The 20,031-nt window shown below is 68.5% G+C and carries 20 protein-coding genes; 3 read left to right on the top strand and 17 right to left on the bottom strand.

What is annotated here, in order from left to right; translation table 11 throughout:
- Positions 1-2 precede the first annotated feature (2 nt).
- Both AC0IX4_RS19795 and AC0IX4_RS19790 read right to left on the bottom strand, forming a co-directional pair.
- Complete coding sequence (locus AC0IX4_RS19795; RefSeq protein ID WP_042572802.1) at positions 3-974, bottom strand: alpha-E domain-containing protein; 972 nt, start codon at positions 972-974, stop codon at positions 3-5.
- Entirely contained in the window at positions 974-2,638 is a 1,665-nt protein-coding gene (locus tag AC0IX4_RS19790) for a circularly permuted type 2 ATP-grasp protein (RefSeq protein WP_442970428.1), read from the bottom strand. The genes AC0IX4_RS19795 and AC0IX4_RS19790 overlap by 1 nt, the downstream gene beginning before the upstream one ends.
- A 254-nt stretch (positions 2,639-2,892) precedes the next feature.
- Between AC0IX4_RS19790 and rpsT the strand changes: the two genes are divergently transcribed.
- Positions 2,893-3,153 (top strand): 30S ribosomal protein S20, encoded by a 261-nt coding sequence (gene rpsT, locus AC0IX4_RS19785; protein ID WP_042572800.1) that lies wholly within the window; start codon positions 2,893-2,895, stop codon positions 3,151-3,153.
- Between the two features lie 113 nt (positions 3,154-3,266).
- Here the strand turns inward: rpsT and holA are convergent, their stop codons facing one another.
- From holA to AC0IX4_RS19735, 10 genes are all read right to left on the bottom strand, one after another.
- Positions 3,267-4,253, bottom strand: coding sequence for a DNA polymerase III subunit delta (gene holA, locus AC0IX4_RS19780; protein WP_042572799.1), 987 nt, complete (start codon positions 4,251-4,253; stop codon positions 3,267-3,269).
- Positions 4,250-5,809: a ComEC/Rec2 family competence protein gene (locus AC0IX4_RS19775; protein WP_471830624.1), complete on the bottom strand. Its 1,560-nt coding sequence runs from the start codon at positions 5,807-5,809 to the stop codon at positions 4,250-4,252. The genes holA and AC0IX4_RS19775 overlap by 4 nt, the downstream gene beginning before the upstream one ends.
- Positions 5,806-6,495: a ComEA family DNA-binding protein gene (locus AC0IX4_RS19770; RefSeq protein ID WP_042572797.1), complete on the bottom strand. Its 690-nt coding sequence runs from the start codon at positions 6,493-6,495 to the stop codon at positions 5,806-5,808. Before AC0IX4_RS19770 ends, AC0IX4_RS19775 begins: the two co-directional genes overlap by 4 nt.
- A 90-nt stretch (positions 6,496-6,585) precedes the next feature.
- The gene (octT, locus tag AC0IX4_RS19765; RefSeq protein ID WP_042572796.1) at positions 6,586-7,302 is read right to left on the bottom strand and encodes a diglucosylglycerate octanoyltransferase; all 717 of its coding nucleotides are present in this window, start codon (positions 7,300-7,302) and stop codon (positions 6,586-6,588) included.
- Positions 7,302-7,952, bottom strand: coding sequence for a histidine phosphatase family protein (locus AC0IX4_RS19760; protein WP_056075558.1), 651 nt, complete (start codon positions 7,950-7,952; stop codon positions 7,302-7,304). Before AC0IX4_RS19760 ends, octT begins: the two co-directional genes overlap by 1 nt.
- Positions 7,949-8,455, bottom strand: a complete 507-nt coding sequence (gene rsfS / locus AC0IX4_RS19755; protein ID WP_471830621.1) for a ribosome silencing factor — start codon at positions 8,453-8,455, stop codon at positions 7,949-7,951. Before rsfS ends, AC0IX4_RS19760 begins: the two co-directional genes overlap by 4 nt.
- Before the next feature lie 35 nt (positions 8,456-8,490).
- A complete protein-coding gene (nadD, locus tag AC0IX4_RS19750) occupies positions 8,491-9,207 on the bottom strand; it encodes a nicotinate-nucleotide adenylyltransferase (protein WP_471830619.1) in 717 nt (238 codons plus the stop codon).
- 49 nt (positions 9,208-9,256) lie between these two features.
- The gene (locus tag AC0IX4_RS19745; protein WP_471830617.1) at positions 9,257-10,711 is read right to left on the bottom strand and encodes a vWA domain-containing protein; all 1,455 of its coding nucleotides are present in this window, start codon (positions 10,709-10,711) and stop codon (positions 9,257-9,259) included.
- 5 nt (positions 10,712-10,716) lie between these two features.
- Positions 10,717-11,598 carry an AAA family ATPase gene (locus AC0IX4_RS19740; RefSeq protein ID WP_056075553.1) on the bottom strand — a complete coding sequence of 294 codons (882 nt, stop codon included), beginning with the start codon at positions 11,596-11,598 and terminating at the stop codon, positions 10,717-10,719.
- A 34-nt stretch (positions 11,599-11,632) separates the two neighbouring features.
- Entirely contained in the window at positions 11,633-12,901 is a 1,269-nt protein-coding gene (locus AC0IX4_RS19735) for a glutamate-5-semialdehyde dehydrogenase (RefSeq protein WP_471830615.1), read from the bottom strand.
- Between the two features lie 113 nt (positions 12,902-13,014).
- Between AC0IX4_RS19735 and AC0IX4_RS19730 the strand changes: the two genes are divergently transcribed.
- Positions 13,015-14,118 (top strand): NADH:flavin oxidoreductase/NADH oxidase, encoded by a 1,104-nt coding sequence (locus AC0IX4_RS19730; protein ID WP_042572790.1) that lies wholly within the window; start codon positions 13,015-13,017, stop codon positions 14,116-14,118.
- A gap of 27 nt (positions 14,119-14,145) precedes the next feature.
- Here the strand turns inward: AC0IX4_RS19730 and AC0IX4_RS19725 are convergent, their stop codons facing one another.
- Positions 14,146-14,826, bottom strand: a complete 681-nt coding sequence (locus AC0IX4_RS19725) for a TetR/AcrR family transcriptional regulator (protein ID WP_471830613.1) — start codon at positions 14,824-14,826, stop codon at positions 14,146-14,148.
- A 105-nt stretch (positions 14,827-14,931) separates the two neighbouring features.
- On the opposite strand from AC0IX4_RS19725, the gene AC0IX4_RS19720 reads away from it, so the two are divergent.
- Positions 14,932-16,218: a YhgE/Pip domain-containing protein gene (locus AC0IX4_RS19720; RefSeq protein ID WP_471830611.1), complete on the top strand. Its 1,287-nt coding sequence runs from the start codon at positions 14,932-14,934 to the stop codon at positions 16,216-16,218.
- 2 nt (positions 16,219-16,220) lie between these two features.
- Here AC0IX4_RS19720 and AC0IX4_RS19715 read toward each other — a convergent pair whose 3' ends face one another.
- From AC0IX4_RS19715 to AC0IX4_RS19700, 4 genes are read right to left on the bottom strand one after another with little or no spacing between them, the layout of a single operon-like run.
- Entirely contained in the window at positions 16,221-17,189 is a 969-nt protein-coding gene (locus tag AC0IX4_RS19715) for a D-2-hydroxyacid dehydrogenase (protein ID WP_471830609.1), read from the bottom strand.
- Between the two features lie 20 nt (positions 17,190-17,209).
- A complete protein-coding gene (allB, locus tag AC0IX4_RS19710; protein WP_471830739.1) occupies positions 17,210-18,550 on the bottom strand; it encodes an allantoinase AllB in 1,341 nt (446 codons plus the stop codon).
- The gene (alc, locus tag AC0IX4_RS19705) at positions 18,550-19,602 is read right to left on the bottom strand and encodes an allantoicase (RefSeq protein ID WP_471830607.1); all 1,053 of its coding nucleotides are present in this window, start codon (positions 19,600-19,602) and stop codon (positions 18,550-18,552) included. The genes allB and alc overlap by 1 nt, the downstream gene beginning before the upstream one ends.
- Before the next feature lie 3 nt (positions 19,603-19,605).
- Positions 19,606-20,010 (bottom strand): allophanate hydrolase-related protein, encoded by a 405-nt coding sequence (locus AC0IX4_RS19700; protein WP_471830605.1) that lies wholly within the window; start codon positions 20,008-20,010, stop codon positions 19,606-19,608.
- Between the last annotated feature and the right edge of the window lie 21 nt (positions 20,011-20,031).

Raw genomic sequence — 20,031 nt, 5'->3', positions numbered from 1 at the left:
GCTCACAGTTCACCCTCCAATTGTGCTTCGTCCGTTCGGCTTCCGGCGTCGGTCCAGGCGACCCAGGGCGCTGCGTGGAAGTACTGCTTGGAGATCGCCTCACCCACCTCGCGGCAGGTCTCCTGCAGCGACATCAGACGGTCCTGCAGGTCTTCGAGCAGAACGCCAGGCTGCAGGAACTCGAGTTCACTGCGCGCGCGGCCGAGCAGGCGCTGCGCCTCGGCCCGGGAACCGACGCGCATGTCCGGGTGGTGGTCCAGGCTGTCCAGGGAGTGCTCGGCCTCGCTCAGTGCGTAGAACACCGAGCGCGGGAACAGTCGGTCGAGCAGCATGAACTCCAGGACGCGCTGGGCGTCGAGAGCACCGCGGTAGGTCCGCAGGTAGGTGTCGTGCGCACCGGCCGACCGCAGCACCGTGACCCACGCGGGAGACGAGGGGCGGTCGCCGGCACGAGCGAGCAGCAACCGGACGGTCATGTCGATGCGCTCCACGGAGCGACCGAGCAACAGGAACCGGTAGCCGTCGTCGCGACTCAGCGTCGAGTCGGCGAGGCCGGCGAACATCGCTGCGCGCTCCTCGATGAACCCGAGGAACTCGTGCGGGCCCAGACGCTTCGACGCTCGAATGCGGTCGCCGAGTGCGTTGTACGTCGTGTTGAGGCACTCCCACATCTCGCTCGACGTGACCTCGCGGGCACCTCGGGCATTCTCGCGGGCACTGGACAACGAGTCGACGATGGATCCGTTGCCCTCGCGGGAGAACGCGACCAGTTCCGTCAACGACCACACGTCCAGGCGCTCGTCGGGAAGCTCGAATCCCAATACGCGCAACAGCACTCGTGAGGTGTGGTCGGGGTCGACCGTCGCGTCCTCGAGCAGCTGGTGCACCGTGACGTCGAGGATGCGCGCGGTGTCGTCGGCACGTTCGACGTAGCGTCCGATCCAGTACAGCGATTCGGCGTTGCGAGCCAACATCAGCGGGCACCGTCCTTCGGGGAGTGGGTCAGCTGTTGCTGCTGCTGTTGGATCTGCTGGCTGTTGAGCTCGGGGCCTTGCTCCGCGGTGGGTGACGACGGGGGTTCGGACACGATCTCCGCCCCACCGAGCTCACGCTCGTCCTCCTTGGTCGCGCGGCCGGCCAGGACCCAGGTGTCCTTGCTGCCGCCGCCCTGGCTCGAGTTGACCACCAGGGATCCCTCGGGAAGCGCCACGCGGGTCAGGCCGCCGGGCAGCACCCAGACGTCGTCGCCGTCGTTCACGGCGAACGGCCGCAGATCGACGTGCCGCGGCGCGAGCTGGTCACCGATCTTGGTGGGCACCGTCGACAGCTGCACCACGGGCTGCGCGATCCATCCGCGCGGATCGGCCCGGATCTTCTTGCTGATCGTGGCCAGTTCCTTGGGCGACGCGTCCGGGCCGAACACGATGCCGTATCCGCCGGAGCCCTCGACGGGCTTGATCACCAGTTCGTCGACTCGGTCGAGCACCTCTTCGCACTCGTCCGGCAGCCAGCACCGGAACGTGTCGACGTTGGCCAGGAGCGGCTTCTCGCCGAGGTAGTACTCGATGATCGTCGGCACATACGTGTAGGTGAGCTTGTCGTCGCCGACACCGTTGCCGATGGCGCTGGAGATGACGACGTTGCCGGCGCGCGCGGCGTTGACCAGTCCGGCCACACCGAGCACCGAGTCGGGTCGGAACTGCATGGGATCGAGGTAGTCGTCGTCGATGCGGCGGTAGATCACGTCGACCTGACGCTCACCCTCGGTGGTGCGCATGTAGACGACGTTGTCTCGACAGAAGAGGTCGCGGCCCTCCACCAGCTCGACGCCCATCAGGCGGGCGAGCAGGGAGTGCTCGAAGTACGCGGAGTTCGCCACCCCGGGCGTGAGGACGACGACGGTGGGATCCGCCTCGTTGATGGCGGCGGCAGCACGCAGCGCGCGCAGCAGGTGTGTGGCGTAATCGCCGACCGCGCGCACACGGTGGCTCGCGAACAGGTCGGGGAAGACGCGCGCCATGGTGCGGCGGTTCTCCATCACATAGGAGACGCCCGACGGCGACCGCAGGTTGTCCTCGAGGACGCGGAAGGTGCCCTCGGCGTCACGGATCAGGTCGATGCCCGCGACGTGGATGCGCACTCCGTTGGGGGGCACGATGCCGAACGCCTCGCGGTGGAAGTGTTCACACGACGTCACCAGGGACTTCGGGACCACGCCGTCGCGCAGGATCTCCTGCTCCCCGTAGATGTCCGCCAGGAAGAACTCGAGTGCCTTGACCCGCTGCTTGATCCCGCGCTCGAGCTTGTTCCACTCGGACGCCGCGATGACCCTGGGCACCTGATCGAGGGGGAACGGACGCTCCTGCCCCTCGAGGGCGAACGTGATGCCCTGGTCGACGAACGCGCGACCCAGAGCGTCGGACCGCGCCTCGAGTTCGGCGGCGTCGGACGGTGCGAGCGCTTTGTGGATCCCTTTGTAGGGACCGCGGAGCCCGCCGTCGCCGTCGAACATCTCGTCGAAGGCGAGCCCGTACTTGCCGATATCGGCGTACCCGTCGAACACACTGGGCCCGGATTGGGACTGTGTCTGCCTGCGAGCCTTCTTCGCCTGTGGCGCTGCCGCTGATCGAGGACTCATGGTGGCCATGCTGCCTCACAGTTCACAATGGGGCACGGTGGACACGGTAATTCTCTGCAACCTCACGAGCCTCCCCGCTCCCCGAGGTCACCGAATTGGGTTCCGTCCCGGGCGCTGGTAGTCTCGTACGTCGGGCGTGGGGACGGTTGTCTGTTCCCGCCGCTACAAGCTTTCACAAGCACTGCACGTACGGCTCGAGAGTGTTCCCCGGAGTCAGCCGTCCCGGACCGAGAAGAGACGAAGGATAACTACGCGTGGCCAACATCAAGTCCCAGGTCAAGAGAATCGGCACCAACGAGCGTCAGCGTCTGCGTAACCAGTCGGTGAAGTCGTCGCTGCGGACGGTCATCCGTTCGTTCCGCGAGGCCACCGAGGCCGGCGACAAGACGAAGGCCGAAGAGATCCTGCTGACCGCGAGCCGCAAGCTCGACAAGGCTGCCAGCAAGGGTGTCATCCACAAGAACCAGGCTGCCAACAAGAAGTCGGCACTCTCGCTCGCCTTCAACAAGCTCTGATCGTTCGACAGGTACGTCCGCCGAGCAGACTCATCTCGAGAGTCCCGGTGCAGTAGCTTGATCGGATTCCGCCCCGGGTGTTCACTCCCCCGGGGCGGTTTCGTGTCTGCGGGTCAGCTTCCGGAGCTCAAGCCGGCGACCACGTTCACGGCCCGTTCGACCGCGTAGTCGGCGTCGGCCGCCTGACCTTTGACGTCCGCATTCAAGGCCGCGACGATTCGCAGTGCCTCACCGATCCGCTGCGGATCCCACAGACGCGCCTGCGCCTGCGCCTTCTTGACCTTCCAGGGCGGCATTCCCAACTCCGACGCCATCCGGAACGGGTCTCCCCGCCCCGCGGAACCGACGCGCGCCACCGTGTGGACCGCATCCGCCAGTGCGTCCGCCAGCAGGACGTGAGGGGTGCCGCCGAGCATCGCCCAGCGCAGCGCCTCCAGCGCACCGGCCCGGTCCCCCGACACCGCCTTGTCCGCGATGTCGAACCCGGTGACCTCGGCTCGGCCGGAGTAGTAGCGACGCACGGCGGCCACATCGACCTTGCCCGCCGTGTCGGACACCAGTTGCGAGCACGCCGCGGCGAGTTCCCGCAGATCCGAGCCGATTGCATCCACGAGTGCGGCGATGGCATCGGGCGCCACACGGGTCTCGTGATGCGACCGGAACTCGGCGCGGACGAAGTCGACGCGGTCACTGGCCTTGGACAACTTGGCGCACTCGTGCACGACGGCGCCGGCCTTCTGCAGCACACCCACCATGGACTTGGCGCGACCTCCACCCGAATGCAGGACGACGAGAACGACTCCGTCGATCGGCGAGGCGGCCGCATCCTGCACCAGCGCCACCGCGTCCTTGCCCGCCTCCGCGGCCGAGTCGAAGATGACCACGCGGTCCTCCGCGAAGAGGGACGGGCTGAGCAGCTCGGCGAGTTCGGCGACAGTGGTGTCGCCGGCGCGGAGCCTGTCCACCGGGACGTCTGCCCCGTCGCCGACCGTCGCCTTCTTCATGTCGGAGACGATGGACGACACCGCGCGTTCGACGAGAAGTTCCTCGTCGCCCAGGACGAGGTGCAGGGGTGCGGGACGATCGGATGCGGAACTCACCGGTCGATGGTGCCATGTCTGCCCGACAGGGAACGGTCGCCCGACGTGAGCCTCCTGCCCGACGCGATTCTCCGGATCAGCACAGCCGCCGCGAGCCCGGCCGCTATGGCGACGCCGACCACGACTGCCCCGGCAGGCCCCGTCGGCGTCGACACGGAGGAACCGGGCACGGATGCGGTCCACGCCGCGACGTTCACCAGCCATCGCAACGGCAGCCACGCCACACCGGCGACGACCGCACCCGCATCGACGTTCACGACGGCGACGACCGCGGCGAGCGCCCCCACCACCGTGACCGGTCCGACCACCGGTGCCGCCACGACGTTGGCGATCACCGAATACAGCGAGAACGTCCCCACCATGGCCGCGACCAGCGGAGCCGTCACGACATGGGCGGCGAGAGCAACGGCAACCGCATCGAGGACCGGACGCCGACGCGGCTCGTCGTCGGGTCCCGTGCCCGCGAGGAACTGTGTGATGACCGGTGCCACGACGACCAGGGCCGCCGTTGCCGTCACCGACAGCGCGAACCCCCACGACACCGCCAGCGCGGGGTCCACGGCCAGCAGGAGGAGAACCGCGGTACACAGCGCGGGCATGACGTGACGGCGCCGACCCGTCATCACCGCGAGCAGTCCCAGCACACCCATGACCGCCGCGCGCAGCACACTCGGCGAGGGCCGGGCCACGACGACGAAGACGACGAGAACGATGCCGGCGACCACCGCGGTCGTGCGGGGACCGACCGTGAGCAGCCGAGCGAGGAGAACGACCGACCCGACGAGGAACGTGAAGTTCGCGCCGGACACGGCCGTCAAATGTGACATTCCGGCTGCGGCGAACGAATCCTCAACGGCAGGAACGAGACCGGAGCGATCCCCGACTACCATGCCGGGCAGGAGACCCGCCTCCTCCGCGGGCAGCGCTGTCTCCGACGCGTCGGCGAGGGCGGCGCGGATGCGTCCCGACCACCTCAGCGCGGCGGAGGGTTGTCCTGCATCGGGAGGACCCGTGGCGCGGGCGACAGCGTCGACGGCACCCACCCGGTCGGGTACGGCCAGGATCGCGCGGAACGTCACTGCCGCACCGGGTTCGAGGTCGATCCACCCGTCGGGGGCACCGAAGACGGTGATGCGGGCCGACCCGTCCACGACCTGTCCGCGCAGTGTGACGCGATGGGCGCGCACCGGGACGACGACCTGATCGGCGAACGATCCCGTGATGCGCCGGGGATCGTCGGTGACGACTCCGACCACGGTCGCGGACGATCCACGCTCGGCGCCCTCGCGCACCGGACCGGTGGTGACCGAATGGAGCCGTAGAGACGCCGCCACGGCGAAGCCGGCGGTCACTCCCAGGGCCGTCAGGAGGACGAGGGCAACCGCTGGGGCCCGGCCACGGCGCCGGAGTGTCGCTGCGACACCGGCTCCCACGACACATACCATCGCGAGCACGAGCGCCGACACCCAGCCGAAGGCCACCGCCACGATGCAGGCAGCCCACGCCCCGATCGCGGCGGGAACGAGCCGCAGGTCGGTCGCGGGACGTTCCGTCACGGCGTCACCAGATCTTTCAGGCGGCTCAGACGCGTGGGCCCGATTCCCGGCACCTCGGACAGCTGATCCACCGAACTGAACTGCCCGTTCTCGGTGCGCCACTCCACGATTGCGCTCGCCGTCACCGGTCCGACTCCCGGCAACGCGTCCAGTTCGGCCTCGGTTGCCTCGTTGAGGGAGACGGTGCCACCGACGGGCTCGGCGGCGTCGCCGTCCGCACTCGGTGGTCTCGCGGGACTCGCCGTGGGCACCGAGCCGGTCGTGGATCCGACGACGATCTGGTCCCCGTCCGACACCTTCTGGGCCCAATTCAGTCCGAACAAGTCCGCGTCGTCGCGCCGGCCTCCGGCTGCCGCGACAGCATCGGCGATGCGGGCCTCGGCCGGCACGGTGACCAAGCCCGGCCGCACGACGGCTCCGAGCACGCTGACCACGAGCAGGGACGGTGGTTCGACCGGTGACGCCACTGCCGCGGGCACCGCGTCGAGTGCGGGAAGTGGGGGAACCGGAGACACCTGCGGCGAGTCCCGCCAGACCAGTGCGGCGGTCGCCGCCACCACGACGGCGACCGCGACGGCCAGGGCACGCGCACCGCGCGAGCCGGGGTTCACCCGCAGGCGTGGGCGCGCTCGTTCGGGAGGGTCGAGTGCCGTATCGGGGACGTCGGCGTCGGTCTCGAGGGACATGAGCGCGACGCTAGGCCACGCCTGCGACTCCTCGGCCCCTCCGCGGCACACCCTGTGGATGACCGGGGTGCCTGTGGACAGGCGGCCGGATCAGGCCCGGACGGACGCCCGCACCGCGGCGAGGACGGCCTCGGCGACGCGCTCGTGAGCGTCCCAACCCCAGTGGATTCCATCGGGATTGGCGTTGCCGGACACGATGTTCTCCTCGACTGCGTCCTTCAGATCCACCAGCTCGAGACCGTGTTCGGCAGCCCAGGCCGTCGTCGCACGGACCGCTGGTTCCCGACCGGCGTGTACGCGACCGTACGCATCGCACCGGTGGACGGAGGGAAGCGTCGCGACCACCGGGATCTCGGGGCGGACGGCGGCAACGGCGGCGCGGATCTGCTCGAGGTAGTCGACGCTCAGGTGCGGAGGCAGAGCCACCGGTCGACCGAGGTGCGAGAGACGAGGCTGCAGCCAGCCGTACGCGGCGCGGACTCCCCGTCGCAGGATCGGCGGCCGGACGTAGCGGATCTGCTCCCGCAGCGCGGTGGGCAACGGTGACGGGAGCGAGTCCATACCGCCCGTCGCGAGGACGAGGGCAGCGGCATTCGGGATCGCCGCCCACACCCGCGGATCCTGCGTCAACGCCCACCACGCGTCGCGACACGTCCATCCGATGCGTCCGACGAGCTCGACGTCCCAGCCCAGTTCACGCCCGACGATGGTCGGCCAGATCTTCGGGTGATCGGCCGCGAGGCCGCCCTCGGGACCGTAGTAGGCGAGCGAGTCGGCGATGACGAGCAGAACCGGACGATCGGCCATCAGAGCACGTCACCGGCCACGGCGGCGGTGGCGTTCCACACGTCCAGACGCCACGACGGTGCGCTCCCGTGCGCCGCGACCTGCACCCAGCTGGCGTTGCCCAGACCACCGAGCACCGGCCAGCGGTCGACGGGAAGGTCCAGCAGAGCCGCCGTCAGGGCAGCGATCGTTCCTCCGTGCGCGACCACGACGACCGGCGACGTGGTCCACGCAGGATCGTCCAGCAACTCGTCGATCAGCGGCATCGACCGCTTCGCGACGTCGACACGCGACTCACCGCCAGGGGGACGGAATTCCGCGTCGGCACGCCAGGTCTCCCGGATTCCGGGCGATACGTCGTCGACATCGAGATGAGTGAGTCCCTGCCAGTCGCCGAGATGCGTCTCCCGCAACCGATCATCCAGCTCGACGGGCACGCCCGTCGCCGTGGAGAGAGCCGACGCGGTGTCGTGCGCTCGCCGGAGGTCGGAGGACACGATGCGGTAGGGCTCGCGGGTCGCCAGTTCGCGCGCGGCCACGTCCGCCTGCGCACGGCCGATGTCGGTCAGCTCGGTGTCCAGGTGCCCCTGCATGCGCGAGGCGGCGTTGTACTCGGTCTGGCCGTGCCTCAGCAGAACCAGTCGGCGGACGGCAGGTGACGCTGCCGTCACTCGTCTACGCGAGTGTCGTCGGCCAGATCCTCGTCCGACAGCACGTCGTCTGCCAGGTCTTCGTCTGCAAGGTCGTCGTTATCGGCGATGTAGTCGTCGGTGCCGTGATCGTCCGTGCCGTACGTGGTGGTGCTGTCGACGGCGCCCAGGCCCTCGATCTCGAGAACCGGGCAGTCCTTCCAGAGACGCTCGAGGGCGTAGAAGTGCCGCTCGTCGTTGTGCAGCACGTGGACGACGACGTCGGCGTAGTCGAGCAGAGCCCACCGGCCTTCCCGTGTTCCCTCACGGCGGACCGGCTGGTGACCGGCGTCGCGCAGCTTCTCCTCGATGTTCTCGACGATCGCGTTGACCTGACGCTCGTTGGGTGCCGACGCGATGACGAAGCAGTCGGTGATGACGAGCTGGTCGGAGACGTCGAGTGCCATGACGTCGGCGGCGAGCTTCTCGTCCGCAGCGAGTGCGGCGATGCTGGCGACCTGGATGGCCTCGGGTGTTGCGCTCACGTGGTGTTCTCCTGATTTCGGATACTTCGGGTGTGTCAAACAGGTCGGACGTCGGTCACGTGCGTCGGTGCGGGCTCCGAGACGGTCGCGACGCCGTCGTCACGCTGCTCCCCTGCCCGCCGGTACAGATCACGCTTCGAGATGTACTGGACGACGCCGTCGGGAACGAGGTACCAGACGGGCCGGTTCTCGGCCGCTCGACGTCGGCACTCCGTCGAGGAGATCGCGAGGGCCGGGATCTCCACCAAGGTCAGGACGTCCTTCGGCAGGCGCTGAAGGTACTCGGCCAGGTGGTCCGCACCCAACTCGTACCCCGGCCGGGACACTCCGACGAACCGTGCCAGTTCGAAGAGTTCCTGCCAGTTCTGCCAGCCGAGAATACTGCCCAGCGCATCCGCGCCGGTGATGAAGAACAGTTGGTCGCCGGGGTGCTGGCGGGAGAGATCCTGCAGCGTGTCGACGGTATAGGTCGGTTTGGCTCGGTCGAGGTCGACCCGGCTGACGGAGAAGCGCGGATTGGACGCCGTCGCCACCACCGTCATGAGGTAGCGGTCCTCGGCGGGGCTGACCGAACGATCCTCCTTCTGCCACGGTTGACCCGTGGGGACGAAGATCACCTCGTCGAGATCGAACCTGTCCGCGACCTCACTGGCAGCCACGAGGTGCCCGTGATGAATGGGATCGAATGTGCCGCCCATGACACCGAGGCGTCGTGGGCGTCTGCCCACGGGCTGCGTCGTCGGTTCCTGCACGAGGGTCGACTCTACGTGGGGGCGGCCGTCCCCGGTGCGCTGCACGCCGTCAGGAGCCGGCGGGGAGCAATCTGCTCACGACATCGGCCAGTTGCGACGCCGATCGGCACTCGTGCATCTGCACGACCCGCCGGTACACGTCGGCAGCGGAGTCGCCGGAGCCCCACTGCGCCGTCGGTTCCGGATTGAGCCAGTGCGCGTGCTTGGCGACGGTGACCATCTGTGCCAGCGCCTCGATCTTCGGGTCCCGATAGTTGGTCCGGGCATCGCCCAGGATCAGCAGCGACGACCGCGGCGTGAGCGACGTGAGGTGGTGGGCGACGAACGTCTCGAAGGAGTGGCCGTAGTCGGAGTGTCCGTCGTAGGTGATCAGCTCGGATTCGGCCACCATCCGCGACATGGACTCGGCGAACGACGTCCGCGCGAGGGTGGTGTCGAAGAAGCGGGTCACCTCGTCGGCGGCGTCGATGAAGGCGAAGACGCGGACGCGGGAGAACTGCTCGCGCAGGGTGTGCACGAGTAGCAGGGTGAACTGGCTGAATCCGGCCACCGACCCGGACACGTCGCACAGGATCACCAGTTCCGGCCGGGCCGCGCGGGGCTTGCGGTTGACCAGGTCGATCGGCACACCGCCCGTGGACAGCGATTTCCGCAGCGTCCGCCGCAGGTCGATGGACCCGGCACGCGAGCGTCGTCGGCGCGCGGCCAGCCTGCTCGCCAACAGTCGGGCGAGGGGGGCGACGTTCTTGCGGAGCGCCGCCAGTTCCGTCTCGGTGGCGCGGAGGAAGTCGACGTCCTCGGCCAACCGCGGCACTCCGTACGACGCGACCCGTTCCTTGCCCAACACCTCGGCGGTGCGCCGACGTGTCTCCTTCTCGATCATCGACCGGAACTCGGCGATGCGGACCGCCGCGGTCCGGCGTGCCAACTCGGACTCGAAGTCGCCCGACGTCGGGTTGCCGGGATCGGTGGACCGGCCACGCAGACCCTCGAGGATCTTCGACATCAGCGTGCTCGGCTCGACGGCTCGCAACGTCTGGTACTCCGAGAAGGACTCGCCCTTGCTCGAGCTGTACTTGCCGTAGGTGTCGACGATGTCGCCGACGAGGCTCTGCACCTGCGCCATGGCCTCGGCGGATCCCTCCGCCAGGAGTTCGGCGAGGACGTGCTTGAGCGCGTCGAGATCGACGGTGCCGTCCTCCGCCAGTGGCGGCCGCACGGCCGAGTCGTCGTCCTGCGTCCGTGACCCCACCGCCACCGGGAACCACAGGTCGAACAGCGCATCGAACGCGGGACGGTGGCCCGGCCGGCGAACGAGTGAGCACGCCAATCCTTCTCGGACGACCTCGCGATCGAGCAGGTCGAGGACGGCCAGCACGGATCCTGCGTCGACGGTTTCCGACGGCCCCACATCGATGCCGCGCCGCCGCAGTGCCTCGACGAACCCGACGAGGTGCGCGGACAGACCGGTGACGTCCGGACCGGTAGCGCTGGGCTGGGCCATGCGTGTCAGCCGAGTCGCAGTTCGGCGATCGCGCGCTCCTGGTCCGACCGGTGCTTGAGGATGACGCCGAGGGTGGATCGCACCGCCGCATCGTTCACGTCGTCGATGCCGAGCGCGAGAAGCGTTCTGCCCCAGTCGATCGTCTCGGCCACCGACGGCAGCTTCTGCAGTTGCATGTCGCGCAGCACCTGGACGGTGCGGACCATCTGCTCCGCCATTGCGGCCGGCAACTGGGGAACACGGCTGGCGAGGATGCGACGCTCGAGGTCCGCGTCGGGGAAGTCGAGGTGCAGGAACAGGCAGCGACGCTTGAGTGCCTCGGAGAGCTCACGGGTCGCGTTCGACGTCAGCACCGTGAACGGACGGCGTGTCGCGGTGATGGTTCCGAGTTCCGGAACCGTGATGGCGAAATCGCTCAGCACCTCGAGAAGAAGTCCCTCGATCTCGATGTCGGCCTTGTCGGTCTCGTCGATGAGCAGCACGGTCGGATCGCTGCGGCGGATCGCCGTCAGCAGGGGGCGCGAGAGCAGGAACTCCTCGGAGAAGACGTCGTGCCGGGTCTCGTCCCACCCTGCGCCGGAACTGGATTGGATGCGCAGGATCTGCTTGGCGTGGTTCCACTCGTACAGCGCGCGAGCCTCGTCGACACCTTCGTAGCACTGCAGGCGGATCAGTTCCGCGCCCGCAGCCTGGGACACGGCACGCGCCAACTCCGTCTTGCCGACGCCGGCGGGGCCCTCCACGAGGAGCGGCTTGCCCAGGCGGTCCGCGAGGAACACCGCGGTGGCAGTGGCCTTGTCGGCCAGGTAGCCGGTGGCGGCGAGTCGCGTCGACACGTCGTCGACGTCGGAGAAGAACGGGACCGTGTCGTGGGCAGTCTGGGTCACGCGGGTGGCCTTTCGTACGGAGTGGAAGTGGGAGTCAGGCCTGACGAATGTGGCCGTCGCCCTGCACGATCCACTTGGTCGAGGTGAGTTCGCGGAGACCCATCGGGCCGCGTGCGTGCAGTTTCTGGGTCGAGATGCCGATTTCGGCGCCGAAGCCGAACTGCTCACCGTCGGTGAAGGCGGTGGACGCGTTGACCATGACGGCGGCGGCGTCGACACGCATCGTGAACGCCCGCGCCGCAGCGAGATCGGACGCGACGATGGCCTCGGTGTGCCCGGTTCCCCAGGTGTCGATGTGCTCGATCGCCGCGTCCACACCGTCGACGACCGCGAGAGCGATGTCGTCGGACAGGTACTCCGTTCCCCAGTCCTCGTCCGTCGCGGGAATGAGACCGGGCAGGTCACCGTGGATGCGAACGCCGTTGTCGGACAGCGCCTGTACCAGTCGGGGAACGGCCACGTCGGCGATGGCGGCGTCGATCAGCACGGTCTCGGCCGCGTTGCACACGCTGACGCGTCGGGTCTTGGCGTTGAGCACGATGCGCTCGGCCATGTCCAGGTCGGCGGAGGAATGTACGTACACGTGGCAGTTGCCGACGCCGGTCTCGATGGTGGGGACCGTCGCGTCCCGCACGACCGCCGAGATCAGGCCCGCGCCGCCGCGGGGGATGACGACGTCGACGAGGCCGCGGGCACGGATCAGGTGGGTCACCGTGGCTCGGTCCTCGCTGGAGAGCAGCTGCACGGCATCCGCGGGCAGCCCGATGGCGCTCAGGGCGCTGCGCAGGACACCGACGAGCGCCTCGTTGGACCGCGCGGCGGAGGACGACCCACGCAGCAGCACGGCGTTCCCGGACTTCAGCGTCAATCCGAACGCATCGACGGTGACGTTGGGCCGCGCCTCGTAGATCATGCCGACGACGCCCAGCGGTACGGCGACCTGACGGATCTCCAGGCCGTTCGGCAGGGTCCGGCCGTCGCGCATCTCCCCCACGGGGTCGGGAAGCGACGCCACCTGCCGGAGTCCCGCGGCGATGCCGTCGATCCGGTCGGGCGTCAGGCGCAGGCGGTCCAGCTGCGACGGCGGAGTTCCCGACGCGTCGGCGGACTCGAGGTCCACGGTGTTCGCGGCGAGGATCGCGTCCGACGAGGCGAGCAGCGCGTCGGCCGCGGCATGCAGCGCATCGTTCTTCTGCGCCGTCGTGAGCAGGGCGAGAGCACGCGACGCCACCCGCGCGCGGCGAGCGGCAGCGTGAACCCCCGCCTCCAGGTCGACGCCGGTGCTGGTCGTGGTAACAGTCACACAGCCAGGATAGGTCAGGGGCCGGTCGGGAATGTTCGGGGCGTTCGGTGGTTCTTCCGAGGGAGAGCAGGGGTATCTCGTGCGCCTGCAACCGGACATGGAAGGACGCCGTCGTGAGTGTGTTGTTCGAACCGTTGACTCTTCGTGGAGTGACTGTGCCGAATCGGGTGTGGATGTCGCCGATGTGTCAGTACTCGGCCGATGCCGAGGGTCCGAACACCGGAGCCGTCAACGACTGGCATCGCACGCACCTCGAGTCCCGCGCCGTCGGCGGTGTCGGGATGGTCATGACCGAGGCGGCTGCTGTCAGCCCCGAGGGACGCATCACCCCGTGGGATCTCGGCATCTGGAACGACACGCAGGCGGATGCGCTGGCCGAGGTGGTGGCCTCGATCACCCGATATGGCAGCGTTCCGGCCATCCAGCTCGCGCACGCGGGCCGCAAGGCATCGACCGAGGCACCGTGGCGCGGCGGGAAGCCGCTGGCTGCGGACCACGCGTTGGCGTGGGAGACGGTCGGCCCCAGCGCCGTCGAGTTCGGGCACTACCCGGCTCCGCGCGAGATGACGATCGCGGACATCGACCGCGTCGTCGACGACTTCCGGTCCGCAGCGATCCGCGCCGACCGGGCAGGTTTCGAGGTGGCCGAGGTGCATGCAGCGCACGGCTACCTGGCGCACCAGTTCCTCTCCGCCGCCAGTAATCTGCGCACCGACGAGTACGGCGGCAGCTTCGACAACCGCATCCGCTTCCTGCTGCGTCTGGTCGACGCGGTCCGCGAGGTCTGGCCCGCCGAGAAGGCCGTGTTCGTACGGGTGTCGGCAACCGACTGGACCGGTGAGGAGCGCGGCGTCGATTCGGAGGCCTGGACCCCCGACCAGACCGTCATGCTCGCGGACCGCCTGACCGATCACGGAGTCGACCTGGTCGACGTGTCCACCGGTGGCAACGTCGCGAAGGCGTCGATTCCTGTCGAACCCGGCTACCAGGTCCCGTTCGCGCGGCGCATCCAGAACGAGACGACGATGCCGGCAGCGGCGGTGGGCTTGATCACCGAGCCCAAGCAGGCCGAGGACATCGTCAGCACCGGCGAGGCCGTGGCCGTGTTCCTGGCTCGCGAGCTCCTGCGTGACCCCTACTGGGCACGGCGGGCAGCACGCGAACTGGGTGCCGAGATCGCCCCCGGCACTCCCCCGCAGTACGAGCGGGCGTTCTGAGCCCTCGTCTTCCCCCCGCGAGTACGGTCATATCGTCGTGATCCGAGCCTCGTCAGCGACGGTATCGACGTACTCGCGGGAGTAGGACCAGATGACGGCGCCGACCAACTCGACGGCCAGGCGGGCCGGGCGAGGGTTGTCGGGCTCGATCATCGCCTGCGACATGGCGCCCTCGAACGCCGCCACGACACCGCGACCCAACGTGTCGTCGTCCACCGCGACCTCGCGGCCGAAGAGAGCGAGTCCGCGAACGATCATGGGCCGCAGGGCTTCTCGTAACGCTGCGCGGTGTTCGGTCACCAGCACCGCCAGTTCCGGGTTGCGCGCGGCATGGGCGCCGAACTCCGCCATCAGGACGTGCCACGACACGTCGGCGACCAGGCCGCCCAGCGCCTCGACGACGAGGTCGAGGAACTCGCGGCTGTCCGTCCGATCGCGGCGGATGTCGCCGTAGTCGACGGCCTCGATGGCGGCCCGGACCCGCTGCGACACCACCGCCGCCTGACGCGTCCAGAGCGCCAGGAACACCTCGTCCATGGACGAGAAATTCGAGTAGAACGCCCCCCGCGTGTACCCCGCGCGCTCGCAGATCTGCTCGGGCGTGGACCGGCCGAAACCCCGCTCCAGGAACACGTCCTTCGCTCCGTCGAGAACCCGCTCACGAGTTTCCGCCCTGTTCCGCGATCGCCCGGGTGTTCCTGCGGTCACGTTGCCTCCGTCGTTCGTGTGGTGCATGATCGTCCTCGACACCTACGATACAGAACTGTATCGAGCGCCGGTCGTTCCGGCTGACGGACGAGAGGTCTATCGAACATGTCCCCCGACACGGTCACACCCGCATTCAAGCGTCCCCTCACCTGGCTGGTTCCGGTTGCGGCCGTCTCGATCATCATGTCGCTCCTGGCCGCCCTGTACCTGGGCGGCATTCTCGATCCCCGCGAGAACCTGCGTCACTTCCCGGTTGCCCTGGTGGTCAGCGACGAGGGCGACGTCCTCCCGAACGGTCAGCAGGCGAACATCGGCGAACAGATCGCCACCGGGATCGTCGACGGTGTCGATTCGGAGAAGATCGACCTCCGCCGAGTCGGCATCGCCGACGCGCAGAACATGCTGGCCAACGGTGAGGTCTACGGCGCCATCGTCATCCCCAGCGACTTCACCAAGCGGGTCGGAATTCTCACGCAGGCCAGCGTCGTGGCCGGCGACATCGACAAGCCGATGGTCACCATCCTGACCAACCAGCGTGCGGGCACGTTGGGGTCGTCGATCCTCACCACCATCGGTGACACCGCACTCGACACCGCCAACGGCACACTGGGAGAACAGCTCACGGCGCAGGTGACGGGCGCCCTGCCGGAAGGGTCCACGCTGTCGGGTGCCGCGTCGTTGACGCTGGCTCAGCCGATCGACATCGTCGTCACGCCCTACGACCCGCTGCCGGGCGGCACCGGACTCGGCCTGTCGTCGTTCTACTTCGCGCTCCTTCTCGTCTTGGCCGGGTTCACCGGCGCGACCATCGCCAACGCACTGATCGACAGCGCGCTGGGGTACGTCCCCCTCGAAGTCGGGGCTCGATTCCGCCAGCGTCCCCGCTCGACAGAGAACCGATTGGCGACGCTCGCCGCCAAGTGGCTGACCATGGTGGTCATCGCGGTCGTCGTGTCGGCTCTCTACATCGCGATCGCCACAGCCCTCGGAATGCCGGTGCCCCACTCCCTCGCACTGTGGATGTACGGCACGCTCGCGATCTCCGCCATCGGCGTCACCGCCCTGTCGGTGATGGCCGTCCTCGGCACGCCCGGCCTGGTGGTCAACCTCGTGGTCTTCGTGATCCTCGGGCTGCCGTCCGCCGGAGCGACCATTCCCATCGAGGCGTCACCGGCCCTGTTCGGGTGGCTGGCCCAGTTCGAACCGATGCACCAGGTCTACCTCGCGGTGCGGTCGATCCTGTACTTCGACGCCCGCTGGAACTCCGGCCTGGCGCACGGTCTGGGAATGACGGTGTTGGGCCTCGTCCTCGGACTCGCGCTCGGCGGGATCGTCATGGCGCTCTACGACCGCAAGAATCTCGAGCGCGTCCCGGCCTCCGAGGCTCGGTAGGTTCAGCTCGGGACGAAACCCAGCTTCTTGTCGACGACGTTGGACAGCTGCCGACCTGCGGCGAACGCGTCGGCGTTGTCGACGAACACGCTGATCAGCCGCTCACGCCAGCCGGTGGTGTCCCCGCTCATGTGCGCTGTCAGCAACACGTCGTCCAGGGTCCACAGGACGTGGTCCGGCGGGAGTGGTTCGGTCTCGAACACGTCGAGTGCGGCGCCGCCCACCTGACCGGTCCGCAGGCCGTCGACCAGCGCCTCGGTGTCGAGCAGTGCGCCGCGGCCCACGTTGATCACGCGCACTCCCGGTTTCGCGGCGGTCAACACCTCGCGCCCGACCATCCCGCGGGTGGACGGCGTCAACGGAGCGATCAGGACCAGGTAGTCGATGTCCGACACGACAGCAGCCAGGTCGCTGCTCGCGTGCACCGTCCCGAAATCGGGATCACCTGTGCGCGCCGTGCGGCCGACGCCCGACACGGTCATCCCGACAGCGCGCAGCAGACGTGCGACGGCGCGGCCGATGCTTCCCGTCCCGACCACCATCGCGCGCGCCCCCGCGACGTCCGCGGTCTCCCGGTGCAGCCACCGAGCTTCCCTGCCGAGCTCGACGGTGCGCCGGACGTCCTTCGCCATCGCCAGCACGGACGCGAGGACGAACTCCGCGATGGGCGTGTCGAACACGCCTCGCGAATTGGTCACCACGACATCGGATGCCACGAGTTCGTCGAACAACAGGGTGTCCACCCCGGCCGCAGCGAGGTGCACCCACTCGAGGTCGGAGCACCTCGGCCACACCTCGCGCAGTGCCTCACGGATGTTGTCCCACAGCAGGATTGCGCGGGCACCGTCGACGGCGTCGGCGAAGGTGGATGCGGTGGCGTAGCGGACGTCGTACAGCGCTTCCACAGCCTCCATGCCGACGGGACGATCGCCGTCGTGCATCACCGCGAGTACGGGGCGGTCGGTCACCATGGTCCGAGCATAAACAGCGATCACTCGCGGTCGAGCAGCACTCCCTGCGGATCCCCGTCGGGATCGACACGCACGCCCGCGAGCCACGTCGACCGCACGACACCGCTCAGGCGACGATCGTCGTACGCGGTGACAGGGTTCTTGTGCCGTAGCTCCGCCGCATGCACGACGAAGTCCTGATCGGGTGCGAACACGATCAGGTCCGCGTCCCTGCCCACCTCGACGGACCCCTTCGAGGTCAACCCCACCTGAGCCGACGTGGCCACCGCCATCCACGTGACGACGTCGGTCAATCCGTGCCCTCGCCGGCGAGCCTCGGACCACACCGCGGACAACGACACCTGCAACGACGCGATACCGCCCCACGCTGCGCCGAAATCACCGATGTCGAACCGCTTCAGCTCCGCGGTGCACGGCGAATGGTCGGTGACCACGGTATCGATCACACCGTCGGACAGCGCCTGCCACAACGCATCTCGATTGCCGGCCTCACGGATCGGAGGACAGCACTTGAACTGAGTGGCGCCGTCCGAGATCTCCTCGGCGGCGAACGACAGGTAATGCGGACACGTCTCCGCGGTGATGCGGACACCGGCTCGCTTGGCCTCGGCGACCAGCGGCACCGCCTCGGCGCTCGAGAGGTGCAGGATGTGGACCCGGCACCCCGTGCGTGTCGACGCGGCGATCACGTCGGCGATCGCGGTGTTCTCCGCAGCGCGGGGCCTCGAGGCCAGGAAGTCGGCATACTCACGGCCGCCGTCGTTCTCGGACTCCGCGATGATGCGCGAGTCCTCGGCATGCACGATGAGAAGTCCGTCGAAGGACGCGATCTCCACCATCGCCGCCTCGAGTTCCACCGGCGAGAGCGGTGGGAACTCGTCGACTCCGGAATGCAGCAGGAAACACTTGAACCCGAAGACTCCGGCGTCGTGCATCGGTCGGAGATCGCCGACGTTGCCGGGTACGGCGCCGCCCCAGAACCCCACGTTCACTCGTGCCTGCGGGCCGGCCACGTCACGCTTGACGGCCAGCGCCTCGGTGGACACCGTCGAGGGAATGCTGTTGAGCGGCATGTCGATCACCGTGGTGACACCGCCCGCGGCGGCTGCTGCGGTCGCGCTCGCGAAGCCCTCCCACTCGGTACGCCCCGGCTCGTTGACATGGACATGCGTGTCGACCAACCCGGGGAGCAGGACCTCGTCGTCGGCGAGGTCGACGACAGTGGTCGCGTCGATCACGTCGTCGATTCCGCCGATCACCGCGATCCGGCCGTCGACCACCCCGACCGCGCAGGACGTCTCCACCTGTCGGCCGTCGGGTCCGGTCACGATCGCTCGCGGCGCCCGGAAGACGACGTCCATCATGCCGGTGCCTGCTCGGGTACCAGCGCGCGATGTTCCTCGGGGAGCGACGACCACCAGCGCATGCGGGCGTCGTCACGCGAGCGGTCGTCGGGATCCCCGAAGAGCCGCAGTCGTGACAGACCCCCGTCGGGATAGACGTCCAATCTCAGATGCGTTGCGGCCGGGGCGTCGTCGAGCAGCAGCATGTGCCGCGTGTCCGGCTGGACGGCGGTTCTCGCCAGCACCTCGGTCCAGGCGGCGGGGTCGTCCACGTCGGCTGTCCGGGCGTCGACGGTCCGCAGCGACGCCCAGCCCGGCGCATTGCCCACGTAGTAGGACGTGTCGATCTCCACGTGCCGCGGCACCCCGGCAACGCCCAGCGCGAAGACGGCGAAGTCGTTCCCACCGCCACGTCGACGCGAGTTCTCCCAGCCCTCCCCCATGTTCCGGGCGCGACCGGGGAGAATGATGTTGGCGGGCGAGGCGTAGAACGCATCGGAGCACTCGACCAGCCGGCCACCGTTCTCGGCAGCCAGCAGATCCACCGTTCCTCCCAGGAACCGTGCGTCGGGCACCACCTCACCGTGCACGCGCAGTCGCGCCACTCCCCCGTCCGGATAGATCGACAGGCGGACATGCGTCCACCGACGGCCGTCCGACACCGGGTAGAGGTTGGCGGTGTCGCCGTCGGCCGGCGACTTGTCGACGAGCGTGTGCCAGTGCGCGTTCAGGATGTCCCCGGCGGACGGATATCCCTCGATCGACGCCGCCTCGACGGAGACGAACGGTGGATAGTTGCCGCGGAAGTACGCGGTGTCCACGACCACGCCGTGCACGATGCCCGCGGCGCCCAGTCGAACGATCGCGTAGTCGTGGCCCTCGTCCCGCCGTCGACGCGTCTCCCAGCCGTCGTAGACCTTGCCCTTGTGACCGAATTCGGTGGGGTCGAAGAACGGGGCCGTCGGCTTGATCAAGTTCTCGCGCTGCGCGAAGAGTTCGTCGTTCGCGGCGCTGACGGACCCTCCGAGAGCGCGGGATGCGAGGTCGTGGAAGGCGAGGAAATCACTCACTCGTCAGGCTCCTGCAGTGTCGGGGTCGGGCAGTCCGCGGTAGGCGCGCCACCCGCCGAGGTCGGTTATCTCGGTCAGGTCGTCCGCGATCGAGTCGACCAGCCCCGGCCGCAGGACGACGGCCATGACCGAACGTCCGTCGGTGAGCTCGATCACCGACAGTTCGAGCTCGGCCGGCTCCTCGGGAAGGAAGTCGGTGCGGATGTTCTCCATCGGTACGTCGTAGAGCTCACCGGCGATCGAGGCGCCGCCCGTCTCCGTGAGGAGCAAGCCGGGGAACTCGTCCCGAACGGCGAAGAAGCGGTAGTTCGGAGCCGTCGTCACGGAGCCGAGGAAGGTATGTGCGGACACATTGTGGTGGAGGTTGCCGCCACGCATGGCTCCTCCGTTGCAGAACAGTTCGGCCATGGTGTCCAGTCCTCTCGTTCC

This window comes from Rhodococcus sp. AC861 (assembly GCF_979256035.1).
This window is presented reverse-complemented; position numbering and strand designations above follow the sequence as displayed.